Genomic DNA, 22494 nt, shown 5'->3' with positions numbered 1-22494 from the left:
CCTTCAGCGGATTCCGTCGGGCAGGCCGGAGGCTGGTCGCGAGGCACGCGGCAGCGCGTGCGTGGCTGCCATGTGGAGGGAGAGGGTGTCGTCGTACGCGGTGACGTCGCCCTGCTCGACGAGTGCGGTGAGACGGGTGTGGTCGTCGATGATCGACGCCAACACGTCCGGATTGCGCGCCACGGAGTTCGCGGTCATGCGGCGCTGCCGGTCGCGCAATCCTGAGTAGAAGGTCGACAGCAGAGGGTTGTCCCCGTGCGTGACGACGATGGTGTGGAAGTCTGCGTCCTCGGCAGCGAAGCCGAGGGAGTCGCCCGCCTCCGCGAGAACGCGCTGCCGGTCGAGGCTCTCCCGCATCTGAGCGGCGGCGGAGGTCCGGCTGCCCGGATCCTGTGCGAACGCCTCGAGCGATCCGGTCTCGACGAGTCGACGGGCGGCGACGAGATGAGTGGCCTCGTCGGGTGCGACGGGAACCACGAGGGCCCCGCGCTTGGGGTAGAGCCGCATCCATCCTTCGGCCGCGAGTCTGAGGAAGGCCTCACGGACCGGGGTGCGGCTGGTGCCGGTGCGCTCGGCGATCTGCCCCTCGCTGATCAGCTCCCCGCCCGGCAGCTCGCCGGAGACGATGAGCTCTTTCACCGTCGCGTACGCCCGGTCGGACGACGTCTCGGTTGCATCTGTGTTGCGCACATCTTGTATCTAAGCAGTCGCCGCGCGCTGTGACCAGGTACGTGTGACGGGCATTACGCGGTACGCGCTGCTCGCCGCACCGCAGTTCGCCACCCGCACCCCCGATCGGGGGTGCACCGAACGATCCGTGGAGCGCGGGCGCAGCGCCCGGTTCTCTGCACACCGTGGACGGTGCGCGCGGCGACGAGCGGCGCGCCCGGCGAAGCTCGAGCGCACCGCAGTTCCCCACCCGCACCCGCGATCGGAGGTGCACCGAACGATTCCCGGAGCGCGGGCGCAGCGCCCGGTTCTCTGCGCACGGTGGAAGGTGCGCGCGGCGACGAGCGGTGCGCCCGGCGAAGCTCGAGCACGCCGCAGTTCCCCACCCGCACCCGCGATCGGAGGTGCACCGACCGATCCGCGGAGCGCGGGCCCGGCCCTACAGAACCGAGGTGTACCGACCGATCCGCGGAGCGCGGGCGCAGCGCCCGGTTCTCTGCGCACCGTGGAAGGTGCGCGCGGCGACGAGCGGTGCCCCCGGCGAAGCTCGAGCACGCCGCAGTCCCCCACCCCCGCCCTACAGAACCGAGGTGTCGAGGTCCAGCGTCGTACGGTCCAGGTTCTCGAGCAGGTCGAACTGCGGGCCCGTCTTGGGGAGCTCGTACCGGAAGAAGTACCGCGCCGCGACACGCTTGCCGTCGTAGAAGGCGCCCTCCTTGTCGCCGATCGCCCGGAGCTGGTCGAGCCAGAGCCACGCGACGACCACGTGACCGGTCGCCTCGAGATACGCGGACGAGTTGGCCAGCGCCACCTCGGCGTCGCCCTGACCCCACAGCGTGCCGGTGACGGCCACGAGGCGATCCACTGCCGCTCGCAGGGCGTCGGCGTACTCACCCGACATCGCGTCGATGGTCTCCGTGATGGTCTCGACGAGAAGCTGGAGCCCTCGGCCGCCCTGCGCGACAACCTTGCGCCCGAGGAGATCGAGGCCCTGGATGCCGTTCGTTCCCTCGTGGATGGGGTTGAGACGGTTGTCGCGGTAGAACTGCTCGACGTTGTAGTCGCGGGTGTAGCCGTACCCACCGTGTACCTGGATCGCGAGGTTGTTGGCCTCGAGGCACCACTGCGACGGCCACGCCTTGGCGATGGGGGTGAGCACGTCGAGGAGGAACCCGGCACGATCCGCCGCGTCCTGCTCGCCGGTGATCTGCTCATCGACCAGTCGGGAGCAGTACAGACCCAGGGCCAGACCGCCCTCGACGTAGGACTTCTGCGCGAGCAGCATGCGGCGGACGTCGGAGTGGTCGATGATCGGCACCTGCGGGGCAGCCGGATCCTTGTCACCCACGGGCCGGCCCTGTGCACGGTCCCGCGCGTAGGCCACCGAGTGCAGGTAACCGGTGTAGCCCAGCGCGGTCGCACCCATGCCGACGCCGATGCGCGCCTCGTTCATCATCTTGAACATGTACGACAGGCCCTTGTGCGGCTCGCCGACGAGATAGCCTGTGGCACCGCCGTTCTCGCCGAACGCGAGGAGCGTGTTGGTGGTGCCGCGGTACCCCATCTTGTGGTTCAGGCCCACGAGGTTCACGTCGTTCCGCTCGCCCAGCGACCCGTCCGCGTTCACCAGCGTCTTGGGTACGACGAAGAGCGAAATGCCCTTCACGCCCGCCGGACCACCGGGGATCTTGGCGAGGACGAGGTGCACGATGTTCTCACCGAGTTCGTGTTCGCCGCCCGAGATCCACATCTTGGTTCCGGTCACCGCATAGGTGCCGTCACCCTGCTCGACGGCCTTGGTGGTGATGTACGCGAGCGACGATCCGGCGCCGGGCTCGGACAGACACATGGTCCCGTGGAAACGGCCTTCGAGCATGGGCCGGACATAGGCGTCGACCAAGTCCTCGCTGCCGTACTCGATGAGGAGATTGGCGTTGCCGATGGTGAGGAAGGGATAGGTCGCGGTGCCGGTGTTCGCGGCCTGGAACCACGCGAGCGACGCCTTCGACACCGTGGTCGGCAGCTGCATGCCGCCGAGCGAGTCGTCGAACTGCCCGGAGATGAGGCCGGCGTCGTTGAACACCGTCAGCGCTTGCTCGACCTCGGGAATCAGGACGACCTTGCCGTCCTCGCCGACGTGCGGCTCGTTCGCGTCGGCCTTCTTGTTGTGCGGTGCGAAGTGCTTCACCGCGATCTGCTCGCTGAGCTCCATCACCGCGTCGAACGTCTCGCGGGAATGGTCGGAGAAGCGCTTCCGCTCGGTCAACGACTCGACGTCGAGCCATTCGTAGAGGAGGAACTCGAGATCGCGACGAGACAGAACGAGGTGCGCGGGAACATCGGCAGCAGAGGACATGCTTCGAGACTAATACCGCCTAGTAGTTCTGTGTCTCGAGCTCGAGCAGAAGCTGCTTGGCAGCCTCACCGCCGGCGTAGCGACCGGGCGTCCCGTCGGACCGCACCACCCGATGACACGGGATGACCAGGGGCAGCGGATTGCGCGCGCAGGCCGATCCCACGGCGCGCACGGCCTTCGGGCTGGCCGTCTCCGCGGCCACGGCAGCGTAGCTTCGGGTCTCGCCGTAGGGGATGCGCTGGAGATGCGTCAGGACGTCGCGACGGAACCCGGCAGCGAGGCGCAGATCGAGGTCGACGTCGACGACGCGGGACGTCCCGGCGAAGAACGCGTCGAGCCCGCGTACCACCGGGTCGAGCCGGGCCGGCGCTCGGAGCACCCGCGGACTGATGCGGGTGGCCAGCGTCTGCAGGACCGTGTCGTGGTTCTCGACGTCGAAGGCCACGCGCACGACGCCTCGCTCGGTGGCCGCCACGAGGAGCGTGCCGACGGGTGAGTCGAGGGTGCGGTACGCGACGTCGAGCAGTCCTTCCTCGGCGGCGCGGTGCGTCAGCCGCTCGTGGAGCGCGGTCAGATCGGCGGCGGTGGTCACAGCAGCTCACTCCTCGTGGTCGTGCGGCGCAGGGTCGCGATGCCGTCGGCACACGCTCGACGGGCGGCTGTGGTCGAATTCCCCAGCAGCGCAGCGACGTCCGCATGGGGCAGGCCCCCGATGTGGTGGTACGCGACGGCCAGTCGCTGAGTGTCGGGCAGGGCCGCGACCGCCGACCACAGGGCGTGGTTCTCGTCGGGCACCGTCGCGGCGACGTCCGGAACGGAGTCGGTGGGTACGGGCCGACGAGCTGCCGCCCGATGAACGTCGACAGCCTTGCGGTGCGCGATGGTCACCAGCCAGGCCTGCACGTTCGCGTCCTCGGGCAGGTCGGGGTACGCGCGGAGTGCGGCGAGGAAGGTCTCGGACCACGCGTCGTCGGCGTCGACGGGACCGACCACGGCGCGACAGACCCGCAGCACCACGGGGCCGTGGGTGGCCACGACGGTCTCGAACGGAAGCATCACGATCAGTAAACGCGTGGGGCACCCAAAACGTGAGAATGTGCGGGATGTCGGGTGCAGCCGGCCGTGTGCACACCCCCTGCGTCAACCGCACACCCCCACCAGCCTGCGGCAACGGGTGTTCACTTGACGTCAGCCGTGTGCACACCCCTTCCGGCCGGGCGACACACCTTCAGGCAAGGCACCGCGGCGCGAGGTGCAGCGAGCTGTGTGCACACCCCCTGCGTCAACCGCACACACCCTCCGGCCTGCAGCAACGGGTGTTCACCACACGTCAGCCGTGTGCACACCCCTTCCAGCCACCGCAACAGCGCGCGCACCCGGCACTCAGCAGGGGCTGGGTACCCGATCGGCGTAGGACCGGTCGAGCCCGCGCTGCACCATCCACAGTGCGCGGGGGTCGGTGGTCAGTTCCATGTGCCCGGCGGTGTTGCTCGGGCAGCCGTCCTGCACCCAGACGTTGTCCACGGTCGCTCCCGGACCTGCGGCGAGAAAAGTGTTCTCGGGCGGCGTGGAGACGGTGTCCGCGCGGGTGGCGATCGCGGTGTAGTCGACTCCCGGGACTGTGTCGCCGCCCGCGTTGAGCACGTCGAGGAACGGCGAGCCGACCATCTGCTGGACGAACGACGGTCCGACGGCCGCGGAGGCGACCTCGCCGACCGGCAGTCCGAACTGCTGCGCGAGTGATCCGATGAGCTGCCCTGCCGAGAACGTGGTGCCGTGATTGGTGGCGCCGAGGGTGACGAGGGTGTGCACGGCGTCGGCTCCGCCCTCGAACTTCAGGTACTGACGGGCCACGACACCGCCCTGAGAGTGCCCGACGACGTCCACATCGGCTGCGCCGGTGCGTGATCGGACGTCGTCGACGAAGGCACGCAGTTCTCGCGCGGACGCGGCGATGTCGTCGCCGCCGTAGGTCTGCAGCAGGTTCTCGCCGGGTTCGGCGCGGTAGCCGTACTCGAGAGTGAAGACGCAGTAGCCCTCCGCCTCGAGCTGCGGGGTGAGGGTGGACCAGGTGTCCGGGCCGTCGACCCAGGTGCCGTGCACCAGCACGACGGGACGGGGATGCTCGGGCGAGCACGAGCCGGCGGCGGTGTCGGCCGCGGCCGGACCGGCGCCGAGAGGTGCGGTGCCCACGGCCACGGCGAGTGCCGTCGCCGCCGTCAGAAGTGCCCGTCTCATGCCCTGATCGTATCCGAGCGTGGTACTGATGTGACGGACGGGACTCGTCAGTCGCCTTCCGGTCCGAGCGAGATCCCGCGGCCGATCAACCACAGTTCGGGATCCACGTGCTTGTCCGCGACGACGGTCTCGAAGTGCAGGTGCGGCCCGGTGGAATCGCCGCGGTTCCCCATCGTCGCGATCTGCTGCCCCGCCGCGACGCGCTGACCGGCCACCGCGACCAGGGTGTCCACGTGTCCGTAGATGGACACGGTGCCGTCGTCGTGTCGCACGCGCACCCACAGCCCGAAGCCGCTCGCAGGGCCTGCTTCGATCACCTGACCGTCGGCCACCGACAGAATCGGGGTGCCGATCGGACCGGCGATGTCGATGCCGTTGTGCATCGTCCCCCAGCGCGGGCCGAAACCGGAGGTGTACGTACCGCGAGCCGGTGAGGCGTAGCTGCCGATGCGGGCGCCGATCACGGCCGGCGGCAACTCGTACAGTCGGCGATCCTTCTCCTCGGCGCTGGCCGCCGTCGAGAGCACGGCGATGGCGGCCGCGTACTCCTCCTCCGCCGTGGCGCGGTTGACTTTCGCGATCTGGCGCAGCGGGCCCAGGTTGCGCTCCGGTTCCGTCAGGAAGCTCGGCCGCAGATCCGCAGCGGCAACGGCGGCCGCCCCGACGGCCGGCTCCTCGGCCGTCGGCCGGGTCAGGTGGAACACGAGCACCGCGACGGCGAGCACCAGCACGATGGCCAGTGCCTGCGCCGAGACCGTCCGCACCGGAACGGTCGCAGGCGTCGTCACGGGCGGCCGATCGGCCGCCTGTGAGCGCGAGAGCAACTGAACCACCGGAGGAACGCTACCGCTCGGTAGGTCCTCCCGGACCGAGATTCACCGCGCTGGTCGACGCATCAGTCCCCGAGGCGGAGCGGGGCGATGCTCTCGAAGACGTCACCCGGCCCGGGATTGTCCGGGTGCGTCCTTCCGCCGAGGTGGTTCATGACTCCCCACACCGCGTTCAGCGCGGTCTGGATGGCGCCCTCGGCCCATCCCGCCGTCCACGAGATGTCGTCGCCGGCGAGGAAGATCCCGCGATGCCGGGGGGCGAGTTCGTCCTGCACGAAGTGCGAGAACAAGCGTTCCTGATAGCGGTAGTGGCCGGGCAGGTTGGCCTTGAAGGCACCCATGAAGTGGCGCTCGGTCTCCCACGACAGCGTCACCGGAGCGGAGACGATGTGGCTGCGGAAGTCCACGCCGGGATAGATCTCCTCGAGCGACCCGAGCATCAGCGTCAACCGCTCGTCGGGTGAGAGCGGCAGCAGCTTCAGCGAGTCGTCACTCCACGTGTACGACAGACAGATCACGCCGGGCCTATCGTCGCCGTGATCGAGGAGATACGTTCCCCGACTCAAGCGGTCGGTGAGGGTCATGCTGACCAGTTCCCTGCCCGTCTCGGGGTCGATGTCCTTCCAGAACGGCCGGTCCACGAGCACGAACACCTTGGTCGACCCCATGTAGTGAGTGCGCTCGACGGCCGTCCAGTGGTCGATGGGCAGCAGGTCGTCGTCGGTGTCGATGGTGTTGAGGAGCATCCAGCTCTGCGCGGTCACGACGACCGTGTCGAACTCGTCCGTCCGGCCCGACGAGTCGGTCACCGCGAAGGTGTGGCCGCCGGTGGCGTCGTCGGTCCGTCGCCGGATCTCGGTGACACCCGGGCGCGGTGTTCCGCCGTGCAGCGACGCGACCGAGGTGCCCGCCGGCCAGTGCGCCGCGTCCGACACGGCCTCCGACCACAGACCACGCGGCAGGCGGCTGGATCCGCCGACGATGCCGCGGTGGTGGTCGTCCGCCTCCGTGGCCACGACGCGCAGGATCTCGAGTATCGAGTTCGGGAAGTCGGTGTCCCAGCCACCGGTGCCGAAACCGACCTGCCCGAACAACTCTCGACGTGCGAACGACGCGAAGTGGGGTGATCCGACGAGGAACCCGTAGAACGTCGTGTCGTCGAGTCGCACCACGAGGTCGTTCCAGATGCGCTTCACCGCCGCCGCGTCCCGGGCGCGGATGGCGCGCTGAAGAGGAACGAGTTCCGACTGTTCCTCGAGCGTGCGCTGCCAGGCCCTGGCCACCTCGGCGTACTCGTCGGGGAGATCGGTCAGCTGCCGCGCGTAGTGACTGGTGCCCTTGAGATCTATGACGGTGCTGGGCGTCGCCTCGGCGAGTGGGTTGGGGAACGGAGTGGTCTCGATACCGAGGTGGTCGAGGTAGTGGAACAGCGCGGTGGACGACGGCGGGAACCGCATCGCGCCCATCTCGGCGACCGTGTCCGCATGCCCCTCGAACGGGACCGAGTGCATGCGGCCGCCGATCCACCCCGCCTCGTACACCACGGGTTCCAGTCCCATCCGCAGCAGCTCACGGGCGGCGACGGTGCCCGCCAGGCCTGCCCCGACGATGGCGACGCGGGTGCCGCGGCGCTCCGGAGGGACCGACCCGAGCCCGGCCGGATGCGCGAGGAAATCGTCGTAGGCGAAGGGGAAGTCGGGGCCGAACATGGTGACCGGCTGCTCACGGTCCCCTGCTGATCGCTCGTGGACCGAGCTGTCGGGAGTGACGGGCGTGGTCATGGAGTCGTCTCGATTCTGGTTCTGTCGTGGCGGAAGGGCAGGGACGGCGTCAGGACCCACAGCACCGTGGTGTCGACCTCCGCGCGGAAGCTGTGCCGACGACGAGGGTCGAAGGTGATCGCGTCACCGTCGTCGAGCTGCACGGTGCGCTCGTCGAGCGTCAGGATCAGCCGACCGGTGAGCACCAGGACGAACCCGACCTCGGCCGGCAGTTCGTACGACTCGTCGCCGCTGCCTCCCCCGCGCTCGATCCTGCCGTGGATGACCTGCACGCGATGTTCGCCCGGCGGGGTCAGCAGGTACTCCGACTGGGCATGACCCCCGAGGGCGATCGGGGGGTACTCGCCGGCGCGGACGACGTCGCCGTGCGGAACGTCGTCGAACAGCGACCCCATGGGAATCTCGAGCGCGTCGCACCAGCGCACCAGGACGGCGACGGACGCGGACGCGCGGTCGTTCTCGACCTTGGACAGGTACCCCTTGGTCACACCGACGGTCGACGCGAGCGCGTCGAGAGTGAGACGACGGGCGGCCCGGGCGGCCCGCAGCCGGTTTCCGATGGTGGACACGCCGCGATCATGCCCTGCTCCGCGTCAGGAAACAAGTGTTGACCAACCGCCCGAAGTGAGGAAACATCGCTGTTCATGACCGACATCAGGGGACCTCTCGACGGCTCGCGCTACCCGCGATACATGGAACCGTCGACCTTCGCGCGGCTGCCGCGACTCGACGAGGTCTCCCGGGCGGACGTGAGCATCGTCGGAGTCCCCTTCGACTCGGGCGTGAGCTACCGGCCGGGCGCGCGCTTCGGTCCCGGCCACATCCGCGCGTCGTCCAAGCTGCTCCGGCCGTACAACCCCGCGCTGGACGTGTCGCCGTTCGCGCACCGCCAGGTGGCCGATGCCGGCGACATCGCGGTCAATCCGTTCGATATCGCCGAGGCGCTGACGACCGTCGAGCAGGCGATCACCGATCTGCGCGAGGACGGCAGCACGGTCCTCACTCTCGGTGGCGATCACACGATCGCGCTGCCGATCCTGCGCGCGCTGCACCGCGACCACGGGCCGATCGCCGTGCTGCACTTCGACGCCCACCTCGACACGTGGGACACGTACTTCGGTGCGCCCTTCACGCACGGGACACCGTTCCGACGGGCCAGCGAGGAGGGGCTGATCGACCTCGAGCGGTCACAGCACATCGGGATCCGCGGACCGCTGTACGGCAAGAAGGACCTCGAGGACGACGCAGTCCTGGGGTTCCAGATCATCCGGTCCGACGACTACGAGACGGACGGGGTGGCCTCGATCGTCGAGCGGATGCGCCGCCGTCTCGACACGGGCCCGGTGTACGTCTCCGTGGACATCGACGTCCTCGACCCGGCCCACGCCCCGGGTACCGGCACGCCCGAGGCGGGCGGCATGACGTCACGGGAACTGCTGAACACCTTGCGCGGGCTGGTGGGAGCGAACATCGTCGGTGCGGACATCGTCGAGGTCGCGCCCGCGTACGACCACGCGGAGATCACCGGCATCGCCGCGTCCCACGTGGCCTACGAGCTGCTGTCGGTGCTCGCGCTGGGATCGTAGGTCCGCGCCGCGCCCTTCTCGGAGCGATGAGCCCGGACGCGCCACACGATCAGCGCGATCACCACCACCGCGACCACGATGATCGCCGCGTCCCGTCCCACCGTCTTCGCGACCTGTTCGTACGAGTTGCCGGCGACGAACCCGAGCACCACGAACCCCGTCCCCCAGACGAGCCCACCGAGTGCGTTGTACGCGAGGAACTTCGGGTACGGCATACGCGACATTCCCGCCAACGCCGGCATCACCGCTCGGAAGAAGGCGACGAACCGGCCGAGGAAGACGGCCGTTCCGCCCTTGCGTGCCAACAGGTCCCGTGCCTTGTCGAGTTTGTCGCGTCGCTTGTCCAGAATCTTCATGGCCAACAGTCGGGGGCCGAAGTGCTTGCCGATCTCGAAGCCCACCGAGTCACCCAGCACGGCCGCGACGACCACGACCGCCGCCATCGCGACGACACTCACGTGGTCCTGACTCGCCGCGACACCGCCGATGACCGCGGCCGTCTCTCCCGGGATCACGAAACCGACGAAGATCGCGTCCTCGAGGAACACCAGCAGGAAGACGATGAGGAACACCCAGATCGGTGCGATGTCCAGCAGGCGCTCCATCACGGAAGTCATACGACCATGATGGCCCACAACCAGTGAATCGAGGTTCGATGTGGCTCCACGCAATCCGCACGCCATCGCGGACGGCATGATCGTGCGCAGTGTCACACGCCCGGATCGGGTCTTCCGGGTCAGCGGCGATCCCGGCGGGGCTCGGGTCAACTTCGTGGCACTGTCGCCGGGCACACGCACCGTGGTGAACGGCAGCCCTCGCAACTACCGCCCCGAGGCACCGGCCGAGGAGTTCGAGCGACTCGCGGACGCCGGGCGGGACGACGCGATCGAGGACGTCCGTCGGACCGAGCCGGCCGACGATGAATCGGCGGGTATGAGCGCCGTGGCGGACGTGCCGAGCGACGACGATTCCGTCGCCACACTGTGCGTACGCATGCAGGATGCCGTCGCGCGCGTCGCCGACGGCGAGTGCGACCCGGACGACGCCGCCGCGATCGTCAGCGCCGCGGCCGCGCTCAACGCCGCCGTGATCGAAGCGCACGCACGCCGCGGCTGAGCCCACCACACGAAGAACCCCACCGGTGCGCAGGCACACAGTGGGGGTCTCCGAGACATCGGCGGGCTTCTTCACTCGACGGCTCTGGCACTTCGTGATGTCCGGACAACACGAGTACCTGTTGCTTGCGATACCCGCTGGCCACCGAACTCAACCGGAGTCGCTGCCGGGGTCCCCGCGCCGTGCGATGATTCTCAACCGTGGAGAGCAGGGACAGCGCCGTGGCGGCGACAGCGGACTCGGAGCGCGCAGAGGCGGACGAGTCGACGTCGCGTGCGGCGGAGTTGGTCACCGAGGTGGCCACCGGGTCGGTCGCTCCCCGTCGACTCGCTGCCATGCTGAGCGCGGTCGGCGGCAGCGTCCGCGACGACGACCATCTGGCGGTGCTGCTCAAGCGCACCGCGGAGATCGCACACGAGGCCGTCGACGGTGCGTCGAGCGTCGGTGTGAGCATCCTGTTCGGCGGCCTGACGTACACGGCCGTGCACACCGACGACCGCACGCTCGAGGTCGACCGCCATCAGTACGAGATCGGTGAGGGTCCGTGCCTCGAGGCCGCCCGGACCGGCGAGATCGTGCGCGTCGACGTCGATGCGGCGCAGCAGCGCTGGCCGGAGTTCGTGCACGCTGCTCGCGAGGAGGGCGTGCGCTCGTTCCTCGCCGCGCCCCTGCACACCGCCGACATGAAGCTCGGATCGTTCAACCTGTACGGCACCGCCCGCGACGCGTTCGGATCGATCGACGAGTCGATCCTCGAGCTGCTGACGTCCACCGTGTCCACCGCGATCGGCGATTACGCCCGCGTACGGTCGGCCCGCGAGGTCGCGTCGGGCCTGCAGGACGCACTCGAGCACCGCGCCCCCATCGAGCAGGCCAAGGGAATTCTCATGGCGCTGCACGGCGTCGACAGCGATGCCGCGTTCGGCATGCTGTCCGCGGAGTCGCAGCGTGCCAACCGCAAGCTCCGCGACATCGCCCGCGACTTCGTGGAGAGCGTCTCGCGCGGCGAGTGATCAGCTCGCGCTCCAGCCGCCGTCCATCGTGTACGACGCACCGGTGATCATCGACGCCTCGTCTCCGACGAGGAAGGACACCAGTGCGGCCACCTCCTCGGGCTCCACCATCCGCTTGATCGCACTCTCGGTCAGCAGTACCTTCTCGAGCACCTCGGACTCGTCGATACCGTGGACGCGCGCCTGATCGGCGATCTGCTTCTCCACGAGGGGTGTTCGCACGTAGCCGGGGTTGACGCAGTTGCTGCGGACGCCCCGCTCGGCACCTTCGAGGGCGGTGACCTTCGACAGTCCCTCCAGGGCGTGCTTCGCCGTGACGTACGCCGACTTGTTGGCCGACGCTCGGATGCCGTGCACGGACGACATGTTGACGATGCGCCCGTACCCGGACTCGTACATGTGCGGCAGAGCGGCACGCACCAGCAGGAACGGCGCCTCCACCATCAACGTCAGGATGCGACGGAACATCACCGGGTCGAACTGCTCGATCGGCGACACGTGCTGGATCCCGGCGTTGTTCACGAGGATGTCGGTCTCGAGCGTCAGGTCTGCGAGCGCGTCGACGTCGGAGAGATCGACCTGCCACGCCTCTCCCCCGATCTCGCGCGCCAGCGCCGTCGCGGCATCGCCGTCGAGATCGGCGACGGTGACGCGGGCACCGTTCGTCGCGAGAGCGCGGGCGATCGCAGCCCCGATCCCGCTGGCTCCACCGGTGATGAGGGCCGATCGTCCTGTGAGGTCCGTCATGCTCACGAGTGTGTGCCCGTCGGGCACCGTCTTCAATGACGACCTGCGCACCCGGGTCCTGCACAAGTGCAGACTGGACCCATGACTGACGAACGACTCGAGTTCCAGCGCGTGATGCCGTTGCCGGCGGCGGACATCTTCGACGTGCTCTGCGATCCCGACGGCCACGTCGCCATCGACGGCTCGGGCATGTTGATGAGCGCGGACGGCGCACCCGTGACGTCCGCGGGAGACACCTTCGTCGTGCACATGGATCGCGAGGCACTCGGCGACCTCCCGATGGGTACCTACGACGTGGAGGTCACCATCGCGACCTTCGAGCGCGATCGGGACATCTCGTGGACGATCGTCGGCACGGTGCGACCGCCCATCGGCCACCGCTACGGGTACCGGCTCGCGCCGCACTCCTTCGAGGACGGCACGGAGGGCACGCTCGTCACGTCCTACTACGACTGGTCCGACATCCATCCCGACTGGCGAGAGCGTGACATCTTTCCCGTCGTGTCCGGATCGTCCCTGCGCGCGACGCTGGGCATTCTCGAGCGCACCGTGCGCCGCGGTTACCCTCGACCGCTGCGGGTATCCGACACGGTATGAATCTCACACCGCTGTTCCACCCGCTCGAGAAGGCGACGTTCCTCGATCCGGTCAGCGACCCGATCGCCGGAAAGCTCCGATCCGCTCTCGAGGGGACACAGATCGACGGCCTCCTCCGCGGCACCTTCATCGGCCACCCGATGCATCCCATCATGGCCTACTCCTCGGTCGGATTGTGGACCAGCGCAGTCTTTCTCGATGTCACCGGTGGTGACTCCGCGGCAGCGCGGCGCCTCATCGGTGCCGGTCTGGTGACCGCCCCGACCGCACTGGTGACGGGGTGGGCGACGTGGTCGACACTCAGCGCGGAACAACGACGAGTGGGTCTGATCCACGCGAGCACCAACGCCGTCGCCCTCGCACTGTTCACGGCGTCGTACCGCCGGCGCGCGAAGACAGCGGACGCGTCGCCGCCGGACACCACGTCGAAGGCGCTCGCGCTCGCCGGATTCGCCGTCGCCGGCCTGGGCGGCGCACTCGGCGGACACCTCGGATACAACATGGGAGCGGGAGTCGCGGCACGGGCACTCCCGGCGGGCGTATGAGTACCGACGAGGTGTTCGCACAGCTGCGAGCACGCGGTGTCACGGCCGAGGGTGCACGGCGCTTCGCGGACGGCAGTGCCGAGAACCTCGATCCGGAGGCCCTCGCGGCACTCACCGAGGCGAATCTCACCGAGGCGCAGCTGCAGGACTACGTCACGCGGGCGGCGGAGTGACCGTCCGATAATGCTCGGCGATGTCGCCGGCGGTGGTGAACCAGACACCGTCGGCGTGTGACGTCAGGTGATCCAGCGCTCGACGGAAGCGTCTGAGCCGGTGCGGTTGCCCGGTGAGGAACGTGTGCGTGGAGATCGCCAACACCCGCGGTGCGCGCCGCGACTGCTCCTTCAGCTCGTCGAACGAGTCGACGACGATGTGCTCGAAATCCTCCGCCGATCCGTGGTGATGGACGAACACAGGAAGGTCGTTGACCTCGTGCGGGTACGGCACGCTCAGCAGAGGTCCGCCCCGCGTGGCCATCCACACCGGCTGGTCGTCGATCGGCCAATCGAGCGTGTACTCGAATCCCTGCTCCGCCAACAGATCCTCCGTCACCCGGCTCGGATTCGCGCCCGGGCTCATCCAGCCCCGAGGTGGCGAACCCTCGTGTGACTCGATCGCCCGCCGTACCTCCTCGATGGTGCGACGTTCCGCGTCCTCGTCCTGCTGGTTCGGTTGCTCGGCATTGGTGCGGCCGTGAGCGACGACGTCCGCGCCGAGTGCGCGATACGCCGCCACCAGATCGGGCGCATGCTCGTAGATCTCCGCGTTGACGAGAAGAGTCGGGCGAATACCGCTGTCGCGCAACGTGTCGGCCAACGCGAAGCCGCCTGCCCTGTTGCCGTACTCGCGCCAACCCCAGTTGTAGGTGTTCGGCTGGTCCATCCCCGGCGTCCATCCCAGCCCGGGAGCTCCGTCGTCGTACGGGAAGTGCTCGCAGTTGACGGCGACGTACACCGCGAGGGACGCGCCGCCCGGCCACGAGAACGGCGGACGAGACGTGATGGGCGAGTATGGGAATCGGCCGTGCGAGGGTAGCGCCATCACTCGCCCCGACTCGTACGGATCGCGGCGCGAAGGCCGTCGAGGTAGGGCTCCATGTCGGTCTCCGACATCAGCGCCACCGCCTCGACGGGGTGGCGCCGCGCCTCGATCACCACACCGTGGTCGCCCACCGTCGCCGACGCCCACCACCGTTCCTGCCCGCCGTGCATCTCGAAGTCGGTGTCCTCCCCGTTCACCGGCACGACGACGCGGCGCGCCTCCGTGGCCGCGATGGCCTCGCGTCTCCGCTTGTACTCGGGCGACATCGGCGTCAGACCGATCGCCGAGAGCATCGCCTTCAGCGCTGTGCGGTGTGCGTCCTTCGTGGTGGTGGTGACCTCGACGAAGGGGCCGTCGATGCCGTCGCCGTCCCAGTCGACCTCACCGTGCCGCAGTGTCACGCTGGTCAGCACGTCGTTCTCGCGCGACCACGGGCCCATCACCCGCACCCCGTTCCACCCGTTCACCGTGTAGGTCGGGAAGGTGGTCGACTCGGCGCGGATCTGGTCCTCGATCGCGCGTTGCTGGGTCCAGAACTCGTCGGGCGTGAGGTGGCCGGTGATCTCCATGCCTCCAGTGTGCCCACTTCGCCGCCGTACCGAACCGGACCGTGGTCAGGGACGAGCCGTGGCGATCTCAAGGAAGTCGCGAGCGGGCCCTCGCGGCGGTGTCGTCGGGTTCCAGATCAGGCGCAGCTCACGCACGATGGTCAGATCGTCGACGGCGATCCGGACGAGCGAGCCGGCTCTCAGCTCTCCGGCCACGGCCAGCGACGACAGGACGGTCGGGGCATTCGCCGAGAGCACCGCGGACTTGATCGCCGTCACCGAGTTGAGCTCCAGAATCGGTGGCACCGTCGGGCGGACCCGGAGCTCGTACGTGGTGCGCGTGCCCGATCCGGGCTCCCGCTGCACCAACGGTGTCGACCGCAACTCGGCCGGGGTGATCGATCGACCGGCCCACGCATGGTCGGGTCCGGTGACCACGACGAGCTCGTCTCTGCCGACGACCACCGCGCTCAGCCCCGGCGGCTCGTCGGGACCCTCGACGAAACCCAGCTCGGCTCGCCCGTCTCGCACGTGATCGACCACGTCGGCCGAGTTCATCAGCCGCATCCGGGTGTGCACGTCTGGGTGCTGGGCGCGCATGGACACCATCCAGCCGGGCACCAGATGCTCCGCCACGGTCATGCTCGCGGCCACGGTCAGATGAGCATTCTTCTCGCGCAGCAACGACTGCACACCCGTGGCGAATCGGTCCGCCGCCTCGAGCACACCGCCGGCCCATTCCAGGACGGCCACGCCCTCGGGAGTCGGTGCGACACCGCTCGTTCCGCGATCGAACACGCGGACGCCGATGTCGCGCTCCGCGGCACGCACCCGCGCGCTCACCGCCTGCTGACTCAACCCGTGTTCCCGCCCGGCCGCGCTCATGCTGCCGGACCGGGCGACCGACACGAGCACGTCGAGCGCAGCCAGATCCGGGACCCGCGGGGACAGCACCATGCCCCCACCGTAATGATCGACCCGGTGGGGGCACGGAGCGCGGATCAGCTCCCGAAGTCCGTACGGACACCGACCAGTTGGTAGCCGGGATACGCCCACGTCGCCGCGCAGTCCACGAGGATGATGTCTCCCCGCGCGCGGTAGCGCTCCGCCGTGTTCTGACAGTTCTCGCTCGCCGGTATGACGAGCACACCGAACGACTGCCAGTAGATCGGTCCCTGCGCGGGAGCCGCGGACGCCGTGGCACTGCCGGACAGTGCGATGGCGACGGCTCCGGCACCGGCAGCCGTGGCACCGACCAGTGTGCGAGCGAGACGACGAGACATGGGGGACCTCCTGCGAGTCGCCGGGCCCCGACCGCGCCCGGTACGGACATACCATGTGGTCTGTTGGATGGTAGACCCACTCGTGGTGTTCCGCATCACGTCGCCATGGTTGCCCTGATCTCGTTCTTGAGAATCTTTCCCACCTTCGAGCGCGGCAGCACGTCCCAGATCTCGATCACCTTGGGCGCCTTCACACTGCCGATGCGGGACTTGGCGAACGCGATGATCTCGCTCACCTCGGCGTTGTGACCCGAGCGCAGTTCGACCGCGGCCACCACCCGTTCTCCCCATTTCTCGTCGGGAAGTCCCACCACGGCCGACTCCTTGACCGCGGGATGCGCGAGCAGTGCCTGCTCCACCTCGGCCGAGTAGACGTTGAATCCGCCCGTGATGATCATGTCCTTGGCACGGTCGACCACGAAGAGGAACCCGTCGTCGTCGAGGTAGCCGATGTCGCCCGTGTGGTGCCAACCGTGAGCGCCCACCTCCGCCGTCGCCGCGGGATTCTCGTGATAGCCGTCCATGACCAGGGGACCGCGCACGACGATCTCGCCCCGCTCGCCCGTGCCGACGAGGTCGCCCTTCTCGGTCATGATGGCGACCGTGGTCAGGGGTGTCGGACGACCGGCCGAGGTGAGCCGTTCCGTCGCCACCGTGCCGTCCGGACGGAAGTGATCCGCCGGCGCCAGGGTGGCGATCATGTTGGGAGCCTCGGTCTGTCCGAACAGCTGCCCCAGCACCGGCCCGATGCGCGTGAGCGCTTCCTCGAGCCGCGTCGGCGACATCGGTGCCGCCCCGTACCAGAGGCAGCGGAGAGACGACAGGTCCCGCTGATCCAGATCCGGGTGGTCGAGCACGCCGTAGATCACCGTCGGAGGCAGGAATGCATGGGTGATGCGGTGCCGTTCGATCAGCGCCAGGAACTCCCCGATGTCGGGGGCCGCCATGACGACCACCTCGCCGCCGAGACTCAGGATCGGGAACGTCAGCACACCGGCGGAGTGCGTGAGCGGCGCCAGCGCGAGGTACCGCGGCCGCACACCGAAGGGATAGCTCATCAGCGCGAGCGCCGTCGAGGTCATCATGTTGTCCTCGGTCAGCCGCACCCCTTTCGGCTTTCCCGTCGTACCGCCCGTTCCCGCCAGCATCGCGAGCCCGCGCGGCGGCCGCCTGTCGGCGTCGAGCTCGCCGCGATGATCGGCGAGCCACGACTCGAAGGGGATCGACCACTCCGTGGCACCGTCGAGGCAGACCAGTCGCACGAGATGCGGCAGATCACCTCGGATCCGGTCGACCAGATCGGTGAATCGGCTCTGGAAGAACAGGGTTCGGCATCCGAAGAGATCGAACAGCTGGCGGTTCTCGTCGGCCTCGTTCCGCGGATTCACCGGGCACCACACCGCGCCGGCGCGCGAGATGCCGAAGACACACGTCAGCGCCAGCGGATCGTTGCCGGACAGAACGGCGACACGATCGCCGGCCTCGACACCGTCGTGTTGCAGCGCCGCCGCGATCTGAACCGACCGGTCGTACACCTCACCGTAGGTGGAGGTGTCACCCCCGGCCGTGAGACACGGTGCCTCACGGCCGAGCGAGACGCCCTTGTCCAGGTAGTCGGAGAGTCGCATCTCAGCGGTGCACGGTGACGATCGGGTCCAGGACCAGACCGAACGCCCGGAGCGTGCCGAGCAACTCGCGGTGACCGAATGCCTCACAGCTGGAGGCGAATCCGACCTTGCGCGGGGCTCCCTGCAGGAGTGCGGCAGCCCCGTGTGCGTTGAGCAGCGCGGTCTGCTTGTAGTTGCAGTTGCCGTGGATGACGCAGTGTGCGCGGCCCAGCGGACCCGATGCGTACACCGAGTCCAGGGAGGTGTTCAGGCGCGGATTCTCCCGCGGCGGCATCTCGCTGCGGATCGCGGACGACTGCTCGTCGATGATGCGGTACTTCTCCTCGTCAGACTTGCCCTCCATCTGCTCGAGGGCGGCGGCCACCAACATCGGAACCGCCTTCATGAGAGGCGGATTGAAGACACCACCGAGAGCCTTCGCCGTGGTGACCCGAGGGTCGTTCTTGAACCAGACCGGATGCGACGTGCCGCCCCACGGCAAAGCCAGGCCGAGATCGTGCTGACCGGGAACGCTCACGGTGTAGAGCCCGGCGTCGGCGGGCCATTCGACGTACTCGTTCTCCTCCAGGTAGTAGGCCTTGGAGAACGCGGCGTTGGTGAGGATGGTGTTGGTCGAGGCGACGGTGGGGTGCCCCTTCCAGAACACCTGGATGTCGAGGCTGTTCAGACCAGGATTCTCCAGGCAGATGTTCGCGGCGATCTCACCGATGGAGTACATCTGCGCGAGGCCCGGCGTGAGAACCAGTCCCTGCGAGGCGAAATCGGCGCTGTACTGCGCCTCGGCGTCGATCATCCAGTTCTGCTCGCCGTTGGTGTCGGTGTAGTGAGCACCGATGGCCAGGCAGGCCTGCGCCACCTCGTGGCCGTAGCGGGCGAACGGTCCCACGGTGTTGAGGACCACGGTCGCGCCGCGAAAGGCCTCGGTCAGCGCCTCCACCGTGTGCTCGACCTCGACGATCTCGTGCTCGACGGTGTCGATACCCGGGACGGCACTCACAGCGTCCTTCAGGCGGGCGTGATCGCGGCCGGCGGCCAGGAACGGAATGTTGTACTCGCGCAGGTACTCACAGATGAGGCGACCCGTGTAACCGGACGCTCCGTAGACGACGACGCGCTTGTCAGTGGGCATGGTTGATCTCCTGGTTCGAAGTGGGGTGGTCGAGTGGCGTGCTGGTGGGCCGGCGGGTCACATGCCCATGCCACCGTCGACGGGAAGTCCCGCGCCGGTGATGAACTTCGCGGCGTCGGACGACAGGAACACCACGGCGTCGGCCATGTCGTCGACCTGGCCGAGACGACCGAGGGGCGTCAGTTCCACGACGGTCTGCACTGCCGCCTCGACGGAGGGGAACAGGCCGAGTTCGGCGGTGTCGACCGCGAGCTTGTTGCCCATCGCAGTCGGGGTCAGTGCCGGATAGATGCAGTTGACGCGCACGCCGTAGCCGAGCTTCCCCGACTCGGCGGCCGCGACTCGGGTCAGCCGGTCGATGCCCGATTTGGTGGCGGAGTAGAGGCTGATTCCCGGGAACGCGATGGTGGCGGCGACCGAGGCGATGTTGACCACCGATCCGCCCCTGCCTGCCTTGCCGCCCGGGCGCATCGCGCGGAACGCGTGCTTCACGCCGAGTGCGGTGCCGATGACGTTGACCTGAAGCATCGCGGACGCCGCCTCGGCATCGAGATCGGCGATGAGACTGGTGACCTCGATACCCGCGTTGTTGACGACGATGTCGAGCCCGCCCAGTGCGCCGATGGTCGACTCGACCGCAGCCTCCCAGGCCGCGTCGTCCGTGACGTCGAGCTGGACGAACTCCGCTTTCGCTCCTGTGGCCCGCAGCGCTTCGACCGTCTCCTGACCACCCGCGGCATTGATGTCGGCGATGGCGACGGATGCTCCTGCCGCCGCGAGAGCCTGCGCCATTCCTGCGCCGAGGCCCTGCGCACCACCTGTGACCAGTGCCGTTCGTCCGGTCAGGTCATAACTCGTCATGTCCGCTCTCCTTGTTCGAAGCGTTCTGCGTGGGATCACATCCGTCGTCCGGTGTGATGCAGGCAACACTAGGGACACATCTTGACAGTCGTCAAGAAAAATCTTGACGACTGTCAAGGGTTCGTCGATGCGGCGGTATGCTGTCCGGGTGACCCAGACCACCGACCCCCGACTTCGCGTCGAGGAGCGCTCTCGAGACAAGTTCGAGGCGCGTCGCAGCGAGCTCGCACTGGCGACTCTGGCGACGTTGGCGGAACTCGGTTATGCCCGCACCAGCCTGCGCGAGATCGCCCAGAACTCGGAGTACTCGCACGGCGTCCTGCACTACTACTTCTCCAACAAGCTCGATCTCATCGCGCATGCCGTGCGGCAGTACGAGGAGATCTGTGTGACGCGGTACGACGACGTCGTCGCCGGCGCCGAGTCCGCGGAGCAACTGCGACGCTCGTTCACCGAGACCTTCTTCGGCACTCTTCTCGCCGACGCGGCGATCCACCGCCTCTGGTACGACTTGCGCAATCAGAGCCTGTTCGACTCCTCCTTCCGCGCCGACGTTCTCGAGATCGAGTCCCGGCGCGAGGAGATGATCTGGCGTGTCGTCGCGCGGTACTGCGACCTGGTCGGGGCGGCTCCTGTTCTCACGCCGGCCACCGCCTACATCACTATCGACGGCATCTTCCAGCGCGCCCTGCTGAACCAGATCGCCGAGCGCCACCCCGACGTCGACGAGGGCCGGGCTCAACTCGAGGCCGTCTTCGACATGGTGACCGGTGGCGTACCCGCCTCCCACTGACGACCGTGCCGCGGATCCGCTCGGCTATCTCGACATCGTCCGATTGCCCGGTGCCGCAGGCGCTTTCCTCCCCGCACTGCTCGGCCGCCTGGCTTTCGCGATGGTCGGACTGGTCATCCTGTTGGCGGTACAGCGCGCCACCGGATCGTTCGCGGTCGCGGGTTCCGCGACGGGTGCGTTCGGTGTTGCCAACGTGGTGGCGTCGCCGTACCGGGCCCGTCTCGTCGACCGCATCGGTCAGCGCCGAGCCCTGGTCTCGATGGCGGTCGGATTCGCCATGGCCCTGGGCACTCTCGCCGTTCTCACCTATGTCGATGCCCCGGCCTGGCCCCTGGTGCTCGGCAGTCTGGTCACCGGATTCTTCCCTCCCCCGCTCGGTGCCTCGATGCGTGTCGTCTGGAGTTCGCTGACGCCTCCGGGGCCGACCCGCACCCGCGCCTACAGTCTCGATGCCGTGAGCGAGGAGTCGATGTTCACCATCGGTCCCCTCCTCGGCGCCACCCTCGTCACCGCGCTGTCCCCGTCGATCGCACTCGCCGCCACGGGATGCGTCGCCGTCGTCGGCACGGTCGGCATGACCACCAGCCGGCACTCGCGCGGACACGGCCCGCGCACGAGAGGGACCACCCCCTCGTCGCGTCCACTCCGCCGGCCCGGCTTCCTCGGTGTCCTGACGGCGATGGCGGGAGTCGGGGCCGTCCTGGGAACCGTGGAGATCGCCGCCACCGCGTTCGCCGCTCAGCAGGGCTCCATCGGCTCGGCCGGAACGCTCCTCGCGGCCCTCGGAGCCGGAAGTGTCTGCGGCGGACTGCTGTACGGGCGCCGCAGCTGGGCCAGCTCGCTGACCCGTCGACTCCTGACGACCGTCCTGACGATGGCCGTCCTCACCACCGCGCTGTCGCTGGTCTCGACCACGGTGCCGCTGCACGTCGGACTGTTCCTGCTGGGCTTCTGCATCGCCCCCGCCCTCGTTACCGGGTACCTGCTGTCCGATCACCTGACCACCGCGGACGTGCGCACCGAGGCGTCGAGCTGGATCAACACCGCCGTCAACGCGGGTGCCGCCCTCGCCTCCGCGGGCATAGGCGTGGTGGTCGACTCCCGTTCTCCCGGTGCAGGATTCCTGGTCGGTGGTGCCGCGGCGGCGCTACTCCTCGTCCTGGCAGCGGCGACGAGGCCGCGCTCGTGACCGTCGTCGCCGTCACAGCACGGCTCACCCTGCGCACCTATTCCCCGGACGACGAGCACCGGCTCGACTTCTACACCGATCCCGAGGTCTGCCGGTACCTCATGCACGAGCCGTGGACGCCGGAGGACGCGCGAATCGCAGTGCAGAGACGTTGTGAGCGAACGAGTCTCGAGGAGGGGGCACTGAATGCCCTGGTCGAACTGAACGGGCGGGTGATCGGCACCGTCTCCGCGTGGTTCGTCGCCGAGGACACCGTCGAACTCGGGTGGACCTTCGCGCGCGACGTCTCCGGCCACGGCTACGCGACCGAGGCGGTGCAGGCAGTGCTGGACGAGGCACTCGCTCTGGACCGGGTTCGGCGCGTCACCGCAGAGATGGACGCGCGCAATGCGGCCTCGGCTCGGCTCGCTGCACGGGTCGGCTTACGCGAGGAAGCTCTGCAACTGCAGGACTGCTGGTGCATGGGCGAATGGACGGACACGCTCGTGTACTCGCTGGTGCGCCCTTCCCGCTGAGAACCGACCGGCCTCCGGCCGGGCTCCGG

General features: G+C 68.5%; 26 protein-coding genes. 9 read left to right on the top strand and 17 right to left on the bottom strand.

All coding sequences use genetic code 11. The features are described from left to right. Positions 1-3: 3 nt before the first annotated feature. From JOE30_RS05660 to JOE30_RS05625, 8 genes are all read right to left on the bottom strand, one after another. Positions 4-690 (bottom strand): GntR family transcriptional regulator, encoded by a 687-nt coding sequence (locus JOE30_RS05660; protein ID WP_204869732.1) that lies wholly within the window; start codon positions 688-690, stop codon positions 4-6. 556 nt (positions 691-1246) lie between these two features. Then, entirely contained in the window at positions 1247-3025 is a 1779-nt protein-coding gene (locus JOE30_RS05655) for an acyl-CoA dehydrogenase (RefSeq protein WP_204869731.1), read from the bottom strand. Between the two features lie 19 nt (positions 3026-3044). Next, positions 3045-3617: a methylated-DNA--[protein]-cysteine S-methyltransferase gene (locus JOE30_RS05650; RefSeq protein WP_204869730.1), complete on the bottom strand. Its 573-nt coding sequence runs from the start codon at positions 3615-3617 to the stop codon at positions 3045-3047. Then, positions 3614-4081, bottom strand: coding sequence for an RNA polymerase sigma factor (locus JOE30_RS05645; RefSeq protein ID WP_204869729.1), 468 nt, complete (start codon positions 4079-4081; stop codon positions 3614-3616). The genes JOE30_RS05650 and JOE30_RS05645 overlap by 4 nt, the downstream gene beginning before the upstream one ends. A gap of 327 nt (positions 4082-4408) precedes the next feature. After that, positions 4409-5263, bottom strand: a complete 855-nt coding sequence (locus JOE30_RS05640; protein WP_204869728.1) for a triacylglycerol lipase — start codon at positions 5261-5263, stop codon at positions 4409-4411. A 47-nt stretch (positions 5264-5310) separates the two neighbouring features. Beyond that, positions 5311-6096 (bottom strand): M23 family metallopeptidase, encoded by a 786-nt coding sequence (locus JOE30_RS21790; RefSeq protein ID WP_371831708.1) that lies wholly within the window; start codon positions 6094-6096, stop codon positions 5311-5313. Between the two features lie 62 nt (positions 6097-6158). Continuing rightward, complete coding sequence (locus tag JOE30_RS05630; RefSeq protein WP_204869727.1) at positions 6159-7874, bottom strand: NAD(P)/FAD-dependent oxidoreductase; 1716 nt, start codon at positions 7872-7874, stop codon at positions 6159-6161. Continuing rightward, a complete protein-coding gene (locus JOE30_RS05625) occupies positions 7871-8443 on the bottom strand; it encodes a helix-turn-helix domain-containing protein (RefSeq protein WP_204869726.1) in 573 nt (190 codons plus the stop codon). Before JOE30_RS05625 ends, JOE30_RS05630 begins: the two co-directional genes overlap by 4 nt. A 75-nt stretch (positions 8444-8518) precedes the next feature. Here JOE30_RS05625 and speB point away from each other — a divergent pair, with 75 nt between their 5' ends. Further along, positions 8519-9460 carry an agmatinase gene (gene speB / locus JOE30_RS05620; RefSeq protein ID WP_204869725.1) on the top strand — a complete coding sequence of 314 codons (942 nt, stop codon included), beginning with the start codon at positions 8519-8521 and terminating at the stop codon, positions 9458-9460. On the opposite strand, the gene JOE30_RS05615 is transcribed toward speB, so the two are convergent. Further along, positions 9424-10077: a DedA family protein gene (locus JOE30_RS05615; RefSeq protein ID WP_204869724.1), complete on the bottom strand. Its 654-nt coding sequence runs from the start codon at positions 10075-10077 to the stop codon at positions 9424-9426. The genes speB and JOE30_RS05615 overlap by 37 nt on opposite strands. 40 nt (positions 10078-10117) lie before the next feature. Here JOE30_RS05615 and JOE30_RS05610 point away from each other — a divergent pair, with 40 nt between their 5' ends. Beyond that, the gene (locus JOE30_RS05610) at positions 10118-10576 is read left to right on the top strand and encodes a hypothetical protein (RefSeq protein WP_204869723.1); all 459 of its coding nucleotides are present in this window, start codon (positions 10118-10120) and stop codon (positions 10574-10576) included. A 221-nt stretch (positions 10577-10797) separates the two neighbouring features. After that, positions 10798-11589: a GAF and ANTAR domain-containing protein gene (locus tag JOE30_RS05605; RefSeq protein WP_204869722.1), complete on the top strand. Its 792-nt coding sequence runs from the start codon at positions 10798-10800 to the stop codon at positions 11587-11589. Here JOE30_RS05605 and JOE30_RS05600 read toward each other — a convergent pair whose 3' ends face one another. Beyond that, positions 11590-12336, bottom strand: coding sequence for a 3-hydroxybutyrate dehydrogenase (locus JOE30_RS05600; RefSeq protein ID WP_204869721.1), 747 nt, complete (start codon positions 12334-12336; stop codon positions 11590-11592). 81 nt (positions 12337-12417) lie between these two features. Here JOE30_RS05600 and JOE30_RS05595 point away from each other — a divergent pair, with 81 nt between their 5' ends. From JOE30_RS05595 to JOE30_RS05585, 3 genes are read left to right on the top strand one after another with little or no spacing between them, the layout of a single operon-like run. Next, positions 12418-12933: a polyketide cyclase gene (locus JOE30_RS05595; protein ID WP_204869720.1), complete on the top strand. Its 516-nt coding sequence runs from the start codon at positions 12418-12420 to the stop codon at positions 12931-12933. After that, positions 12930-13478 carry a DUF2231 domain-containing protein gene (locus JOE30_RS05590; RefSeq protein ID WP_204869719.1) on the top strand — a complete coding sequence of 183 codons (549 nt, stop codon included), beginning with the start codon at positions 12930-12932 and terminating at the stop codon, positions 13476-13478. The genes JOE30_RS05595 and JOE30_RS05590 overlap by 4 nt, the downstream gene beginning before the upstream one ends. Next, positions 13475-13651 carry a hypothetical protein gene (locus tag JOE30_RS05585; protein ID WP_204869718.1) on the top strand — a complete coding sequence of 59 codons (177 nt, stop codon included), beginning with the start codon at positions 13475-13477 and terminating at the stop codon, positions 13649-13651. The genes JOE30_RS05590 and JOE30_RS05585 overlap by 4 nt, the downstream gene beginning before the upstream one ends. Here JOE30_RS05585 and JOE30_RS05580 read toward each other — a convergent pair. The 7 genes from JOE30_RS05580 to JOE30_RS05550 all read right to left on the bottom strand — a co-directional run bounded on the left by JOE30_RS05580 (position 13632) and on the right by JOE30_RS05550 (position 19968). Continuing rightward, positions 13632-14519: a polysaccharide deacetylase family protein gene (locus JOE30_RS05580; RefSeq protein WP_204869717.1), complete on the bottom strand. Its 888-nt coding sequence runs from the start codon at positions 14517-14519 to the stop codon at positions 13632-13634. The two genes, JOE30_RS05585 and JOE30_RS05580, sit on opposite strands and share 20 nt — an antisense overlap. Next, on the bottom strand, positions 14519-15088 hold the full coding sequence (locus JOE30_RS05575) for a hypothetical protein (protein ID WP_204869716.1): 570 nt from the start codon (positions 15086-15088) through the stop codon (positions 14519-14521). The genes JOE30_RS05580 and JOE30_RS05575 overlap by 1 nt, the downstream gene beginning before the upstream one ends. 45 nt (positions 15089-15133) lie before the next feature. Further along, positions 15134-16024 (bottom strand): LysR family transcriptional regulator, encoded by an 891-nt coding sequence (locus JOE30_RS05570; RefSeq protein ID WP_204869715.1) that lies wholly within the window; start codon positions 16022-16024, stop codon positions 15134-15136. 44 nt (positions 16025-16068) lie between these two features. Beyond that, positions 16069-16350 (bottom strand): hypothetical protein, encoded by a 282-nt coding sequence (locus tag JOE30_RS05565; protein WP_204869714.1) that lies wholly within the window; start codon positions 16348-16350, stop codon positions 16069-16071. Between the two features lie 95 nt (positions 16351-16445). Continuing rightward, positions 16446-17978 carry an AMP-binding protein gene (locus tag JOE30_RS05560; RefSeq protein WP_204869713.1) on the bottom strand — a complete coding sequence of 511 codons (1533 nt, stop codon included), beginning with the start codon at positions 17976-17978 and terminating at the stop codon, positions 16446-16448. 1 nt (position 17979) lies between these two features. Continuing rightward, complete coding sequence (locus JOE30_RS05555) at positions 17980-19107, bottom strand: DUF5938 domain-containing protein (RefSeq protein WP_204869712.1); 1128 nt, start codon at positions 19105-19107, stop codon at positions 17980-17982. 57 nt (positions 19108-19164) lie between these two features. Further along, the gene (locus tag JOE30_RS05550; protein ID WP_204869711.1) at positions 19165-19968 is read right to left on the bottom strand and encodes an SDR family NAD(P)-dependent oxidoreductase; all 804 of its coding nucleotides are present in this window, start codon (positions 19966-19968) and stop codon (positions 19165-19167) included. Between the two features lie 127 nt (positions 19969-20095). Between JOE30_RS05550 and JOE30_RS05545 the strand changes: the two genes are divergently transcribed. From JOE30_RS05545 to JOE30_RS05535, 3 genes are read left to right on the top strand one after another with little or no spacing between them, the layout of a single operon-like run. Beyond that, positions 20096-20761 carry a TetR/AcrR family transcriptional regulator gene (locus tag JOE30_RS05545; RefSeq protein WP_204869710.1) on the top strand — a complete coding sequence of 222 codons (666 nt, stop codon included), beginning with the start codon at positions 20096-20098 and terminating at the stop codon, positions 20759-20761. Continuing rightward, positions 20739-21950, top strand: a complete 1212-nt coding sequence (locus tag JOE30_RS05540; protein ID WP_204869709.1) for an MFS transporter — start codon at positions 20739-20741, stop codon at positions 21948-21950. The genes JOE30_RS05545 and JOE30_RS05540 overlap by 23 nt, the downstream gene beginning before the upstream one ends. Continuing rightward, positions 21947-22465, top strand: a complete 519-nt coding sequence (locus JOE30_RS05535; protein WP_204869708.1) for a GNAT family N-acetyltransferase — start codon at positions 21947-21949, stop codon at positions 22463-22465. Before JOE30_RS05540 ends, JOE30_RS05535 begins: the two co-directional genes overlap by 4 nt. Positions 22466-22494: the final 29 nt, after the last annotated feature.

This window comes from Rhodococcus sp. PvP016, assembly GCF_017832185.1.
Classification (GTDB): domain Bacteria; phylum Actinomycetota; class Actinomycetes; order Mycobacteriales; family Mycobacteriaceae; genus Rhodococcoides.
This window is presented reverse-complemented; position numbering and strand designations above follow the sequence as displayed.

Coding starts and splice junctions, on each gene's coding strand:
- JOE30_RS05545 (WP_204869710.1), top strand. CDS start 20,096: ATGCGGCGGTATGCTGTCCGGGTGACCCAGACCACCGACCCCCGACTT.
- JOE30_RS05570 (WP_204869715.1), bottom strand. CDS start 16,024: ATGGTGCTGTCCCCGCGGGTCCCGGATCTGGCTGCGCTCGACGTGCTC.
- JOE30_RS05645 (WP_204869729.1), bottom strand. CDS start 4,081: ATGCTTCCGTTCGAGACCGTCGTGGCCACCCACGGCCCCGTGGTGCTG.
- JOE30_RS05615 (WP_204869724.1), bottom strand. CDS start 10,077: ATGACTTCCGTGATGGAGCGCCTGCTGGACATCGCACCGATCTGGGTG.
- JOE30_RS05600 (WP_204869721.1), bottom strand. CDS start 12,336: ATGACGGACCTCACAGGACGATCGGCCCTCATCACCGGTGGAGCCAGC.
- JOE30_RS05655 (WP_204869731.1), bottom strand. CDS start 3,025: ATGTCCTCTGCTGCCGATGTTCCCGCGCACCTCGTTCTGTCTCGTCGC.
- JOE30_RS05590 (WP_204869719.1), top strand. CDS start 12,930: ATGAATCTCACACCGCTGTTCCACCCGCTCGAGAAGGCGACGTTCCTC.
- JOE30_RS05550 (WP_204869711.1), bottom strand. CDS start 19,968: ATGACGAGTTATGACCTGACCGGACGAACGGCACTGGTCACAGGTGGT.
- JOE30_RS05630 (WP_204869727.1), bottom strand. CDS start 7,874: ATGACCACGCCCGTCACTCCCGACAGCTCGGTCCACGAGCGATCAGCA.
- JOE30_RS05555 (WP_204869712.1), bottom strand. CDS start 19,107: ATGCCCACTGACAAGCGCGTCGTCGTCTACGGAGCGTCCGGTTACACG.
- JOE30_RS05585 (WP_204869718.1), top strand. CDS start 13,475: ATGAGTACCGACGAGGTGTTCGCACAGCTGCGAGCACGCGGTGTCACG.
- JOE30_RS05560 (WP_204869713.1), bottom strand. CDS start 17,978: ATGCGACTCTCCGACTACCTGGACAAGGGCGTCTCGCTCGGCCGTGAG.
- JOE30_RS05640 (WP_204869728.1), bottom strand. CDS start 5,263: ATGAGACGGGCACTTCTGACGGCGGCGACGGCACTCGCCGTGGCCGTG.
- JOE30_RS05595 (WP_204869720.1), top strand. CDS start 12,418: ATGACTGACGAACGACTCGAGTTCCAGCGCGTGATGCCGTTGCCGGCG.
- speB (WP_204869725.1), top strand. CDS start 8,519: ATGACCGACATCAGGGGACCTCTCGACGGCTCGCGCTACCCGCGATAC.
- JOE30_RS05580 (WP_204869717.1), bottom strand. CDS start 14,519: ATGGCGCTACCCTCGCACGGCCGATTCCCATACTCGCCCATCACGTCT.
- JOE30_RS05565 (WP_204869714.1), bottom strand. CDS start 16,350: ATGTCTCGTCGTCTCGCTCGCACACTGGTCGGTGCCACGGCTGCCGGT.
- JOE30_RS05575 (WP_204869716.1), bottom strand. CDS start 15,088: ATGGAGATCACCGGCCACCTCACGCCCGACGAGTTCTGGACCCAGCAA.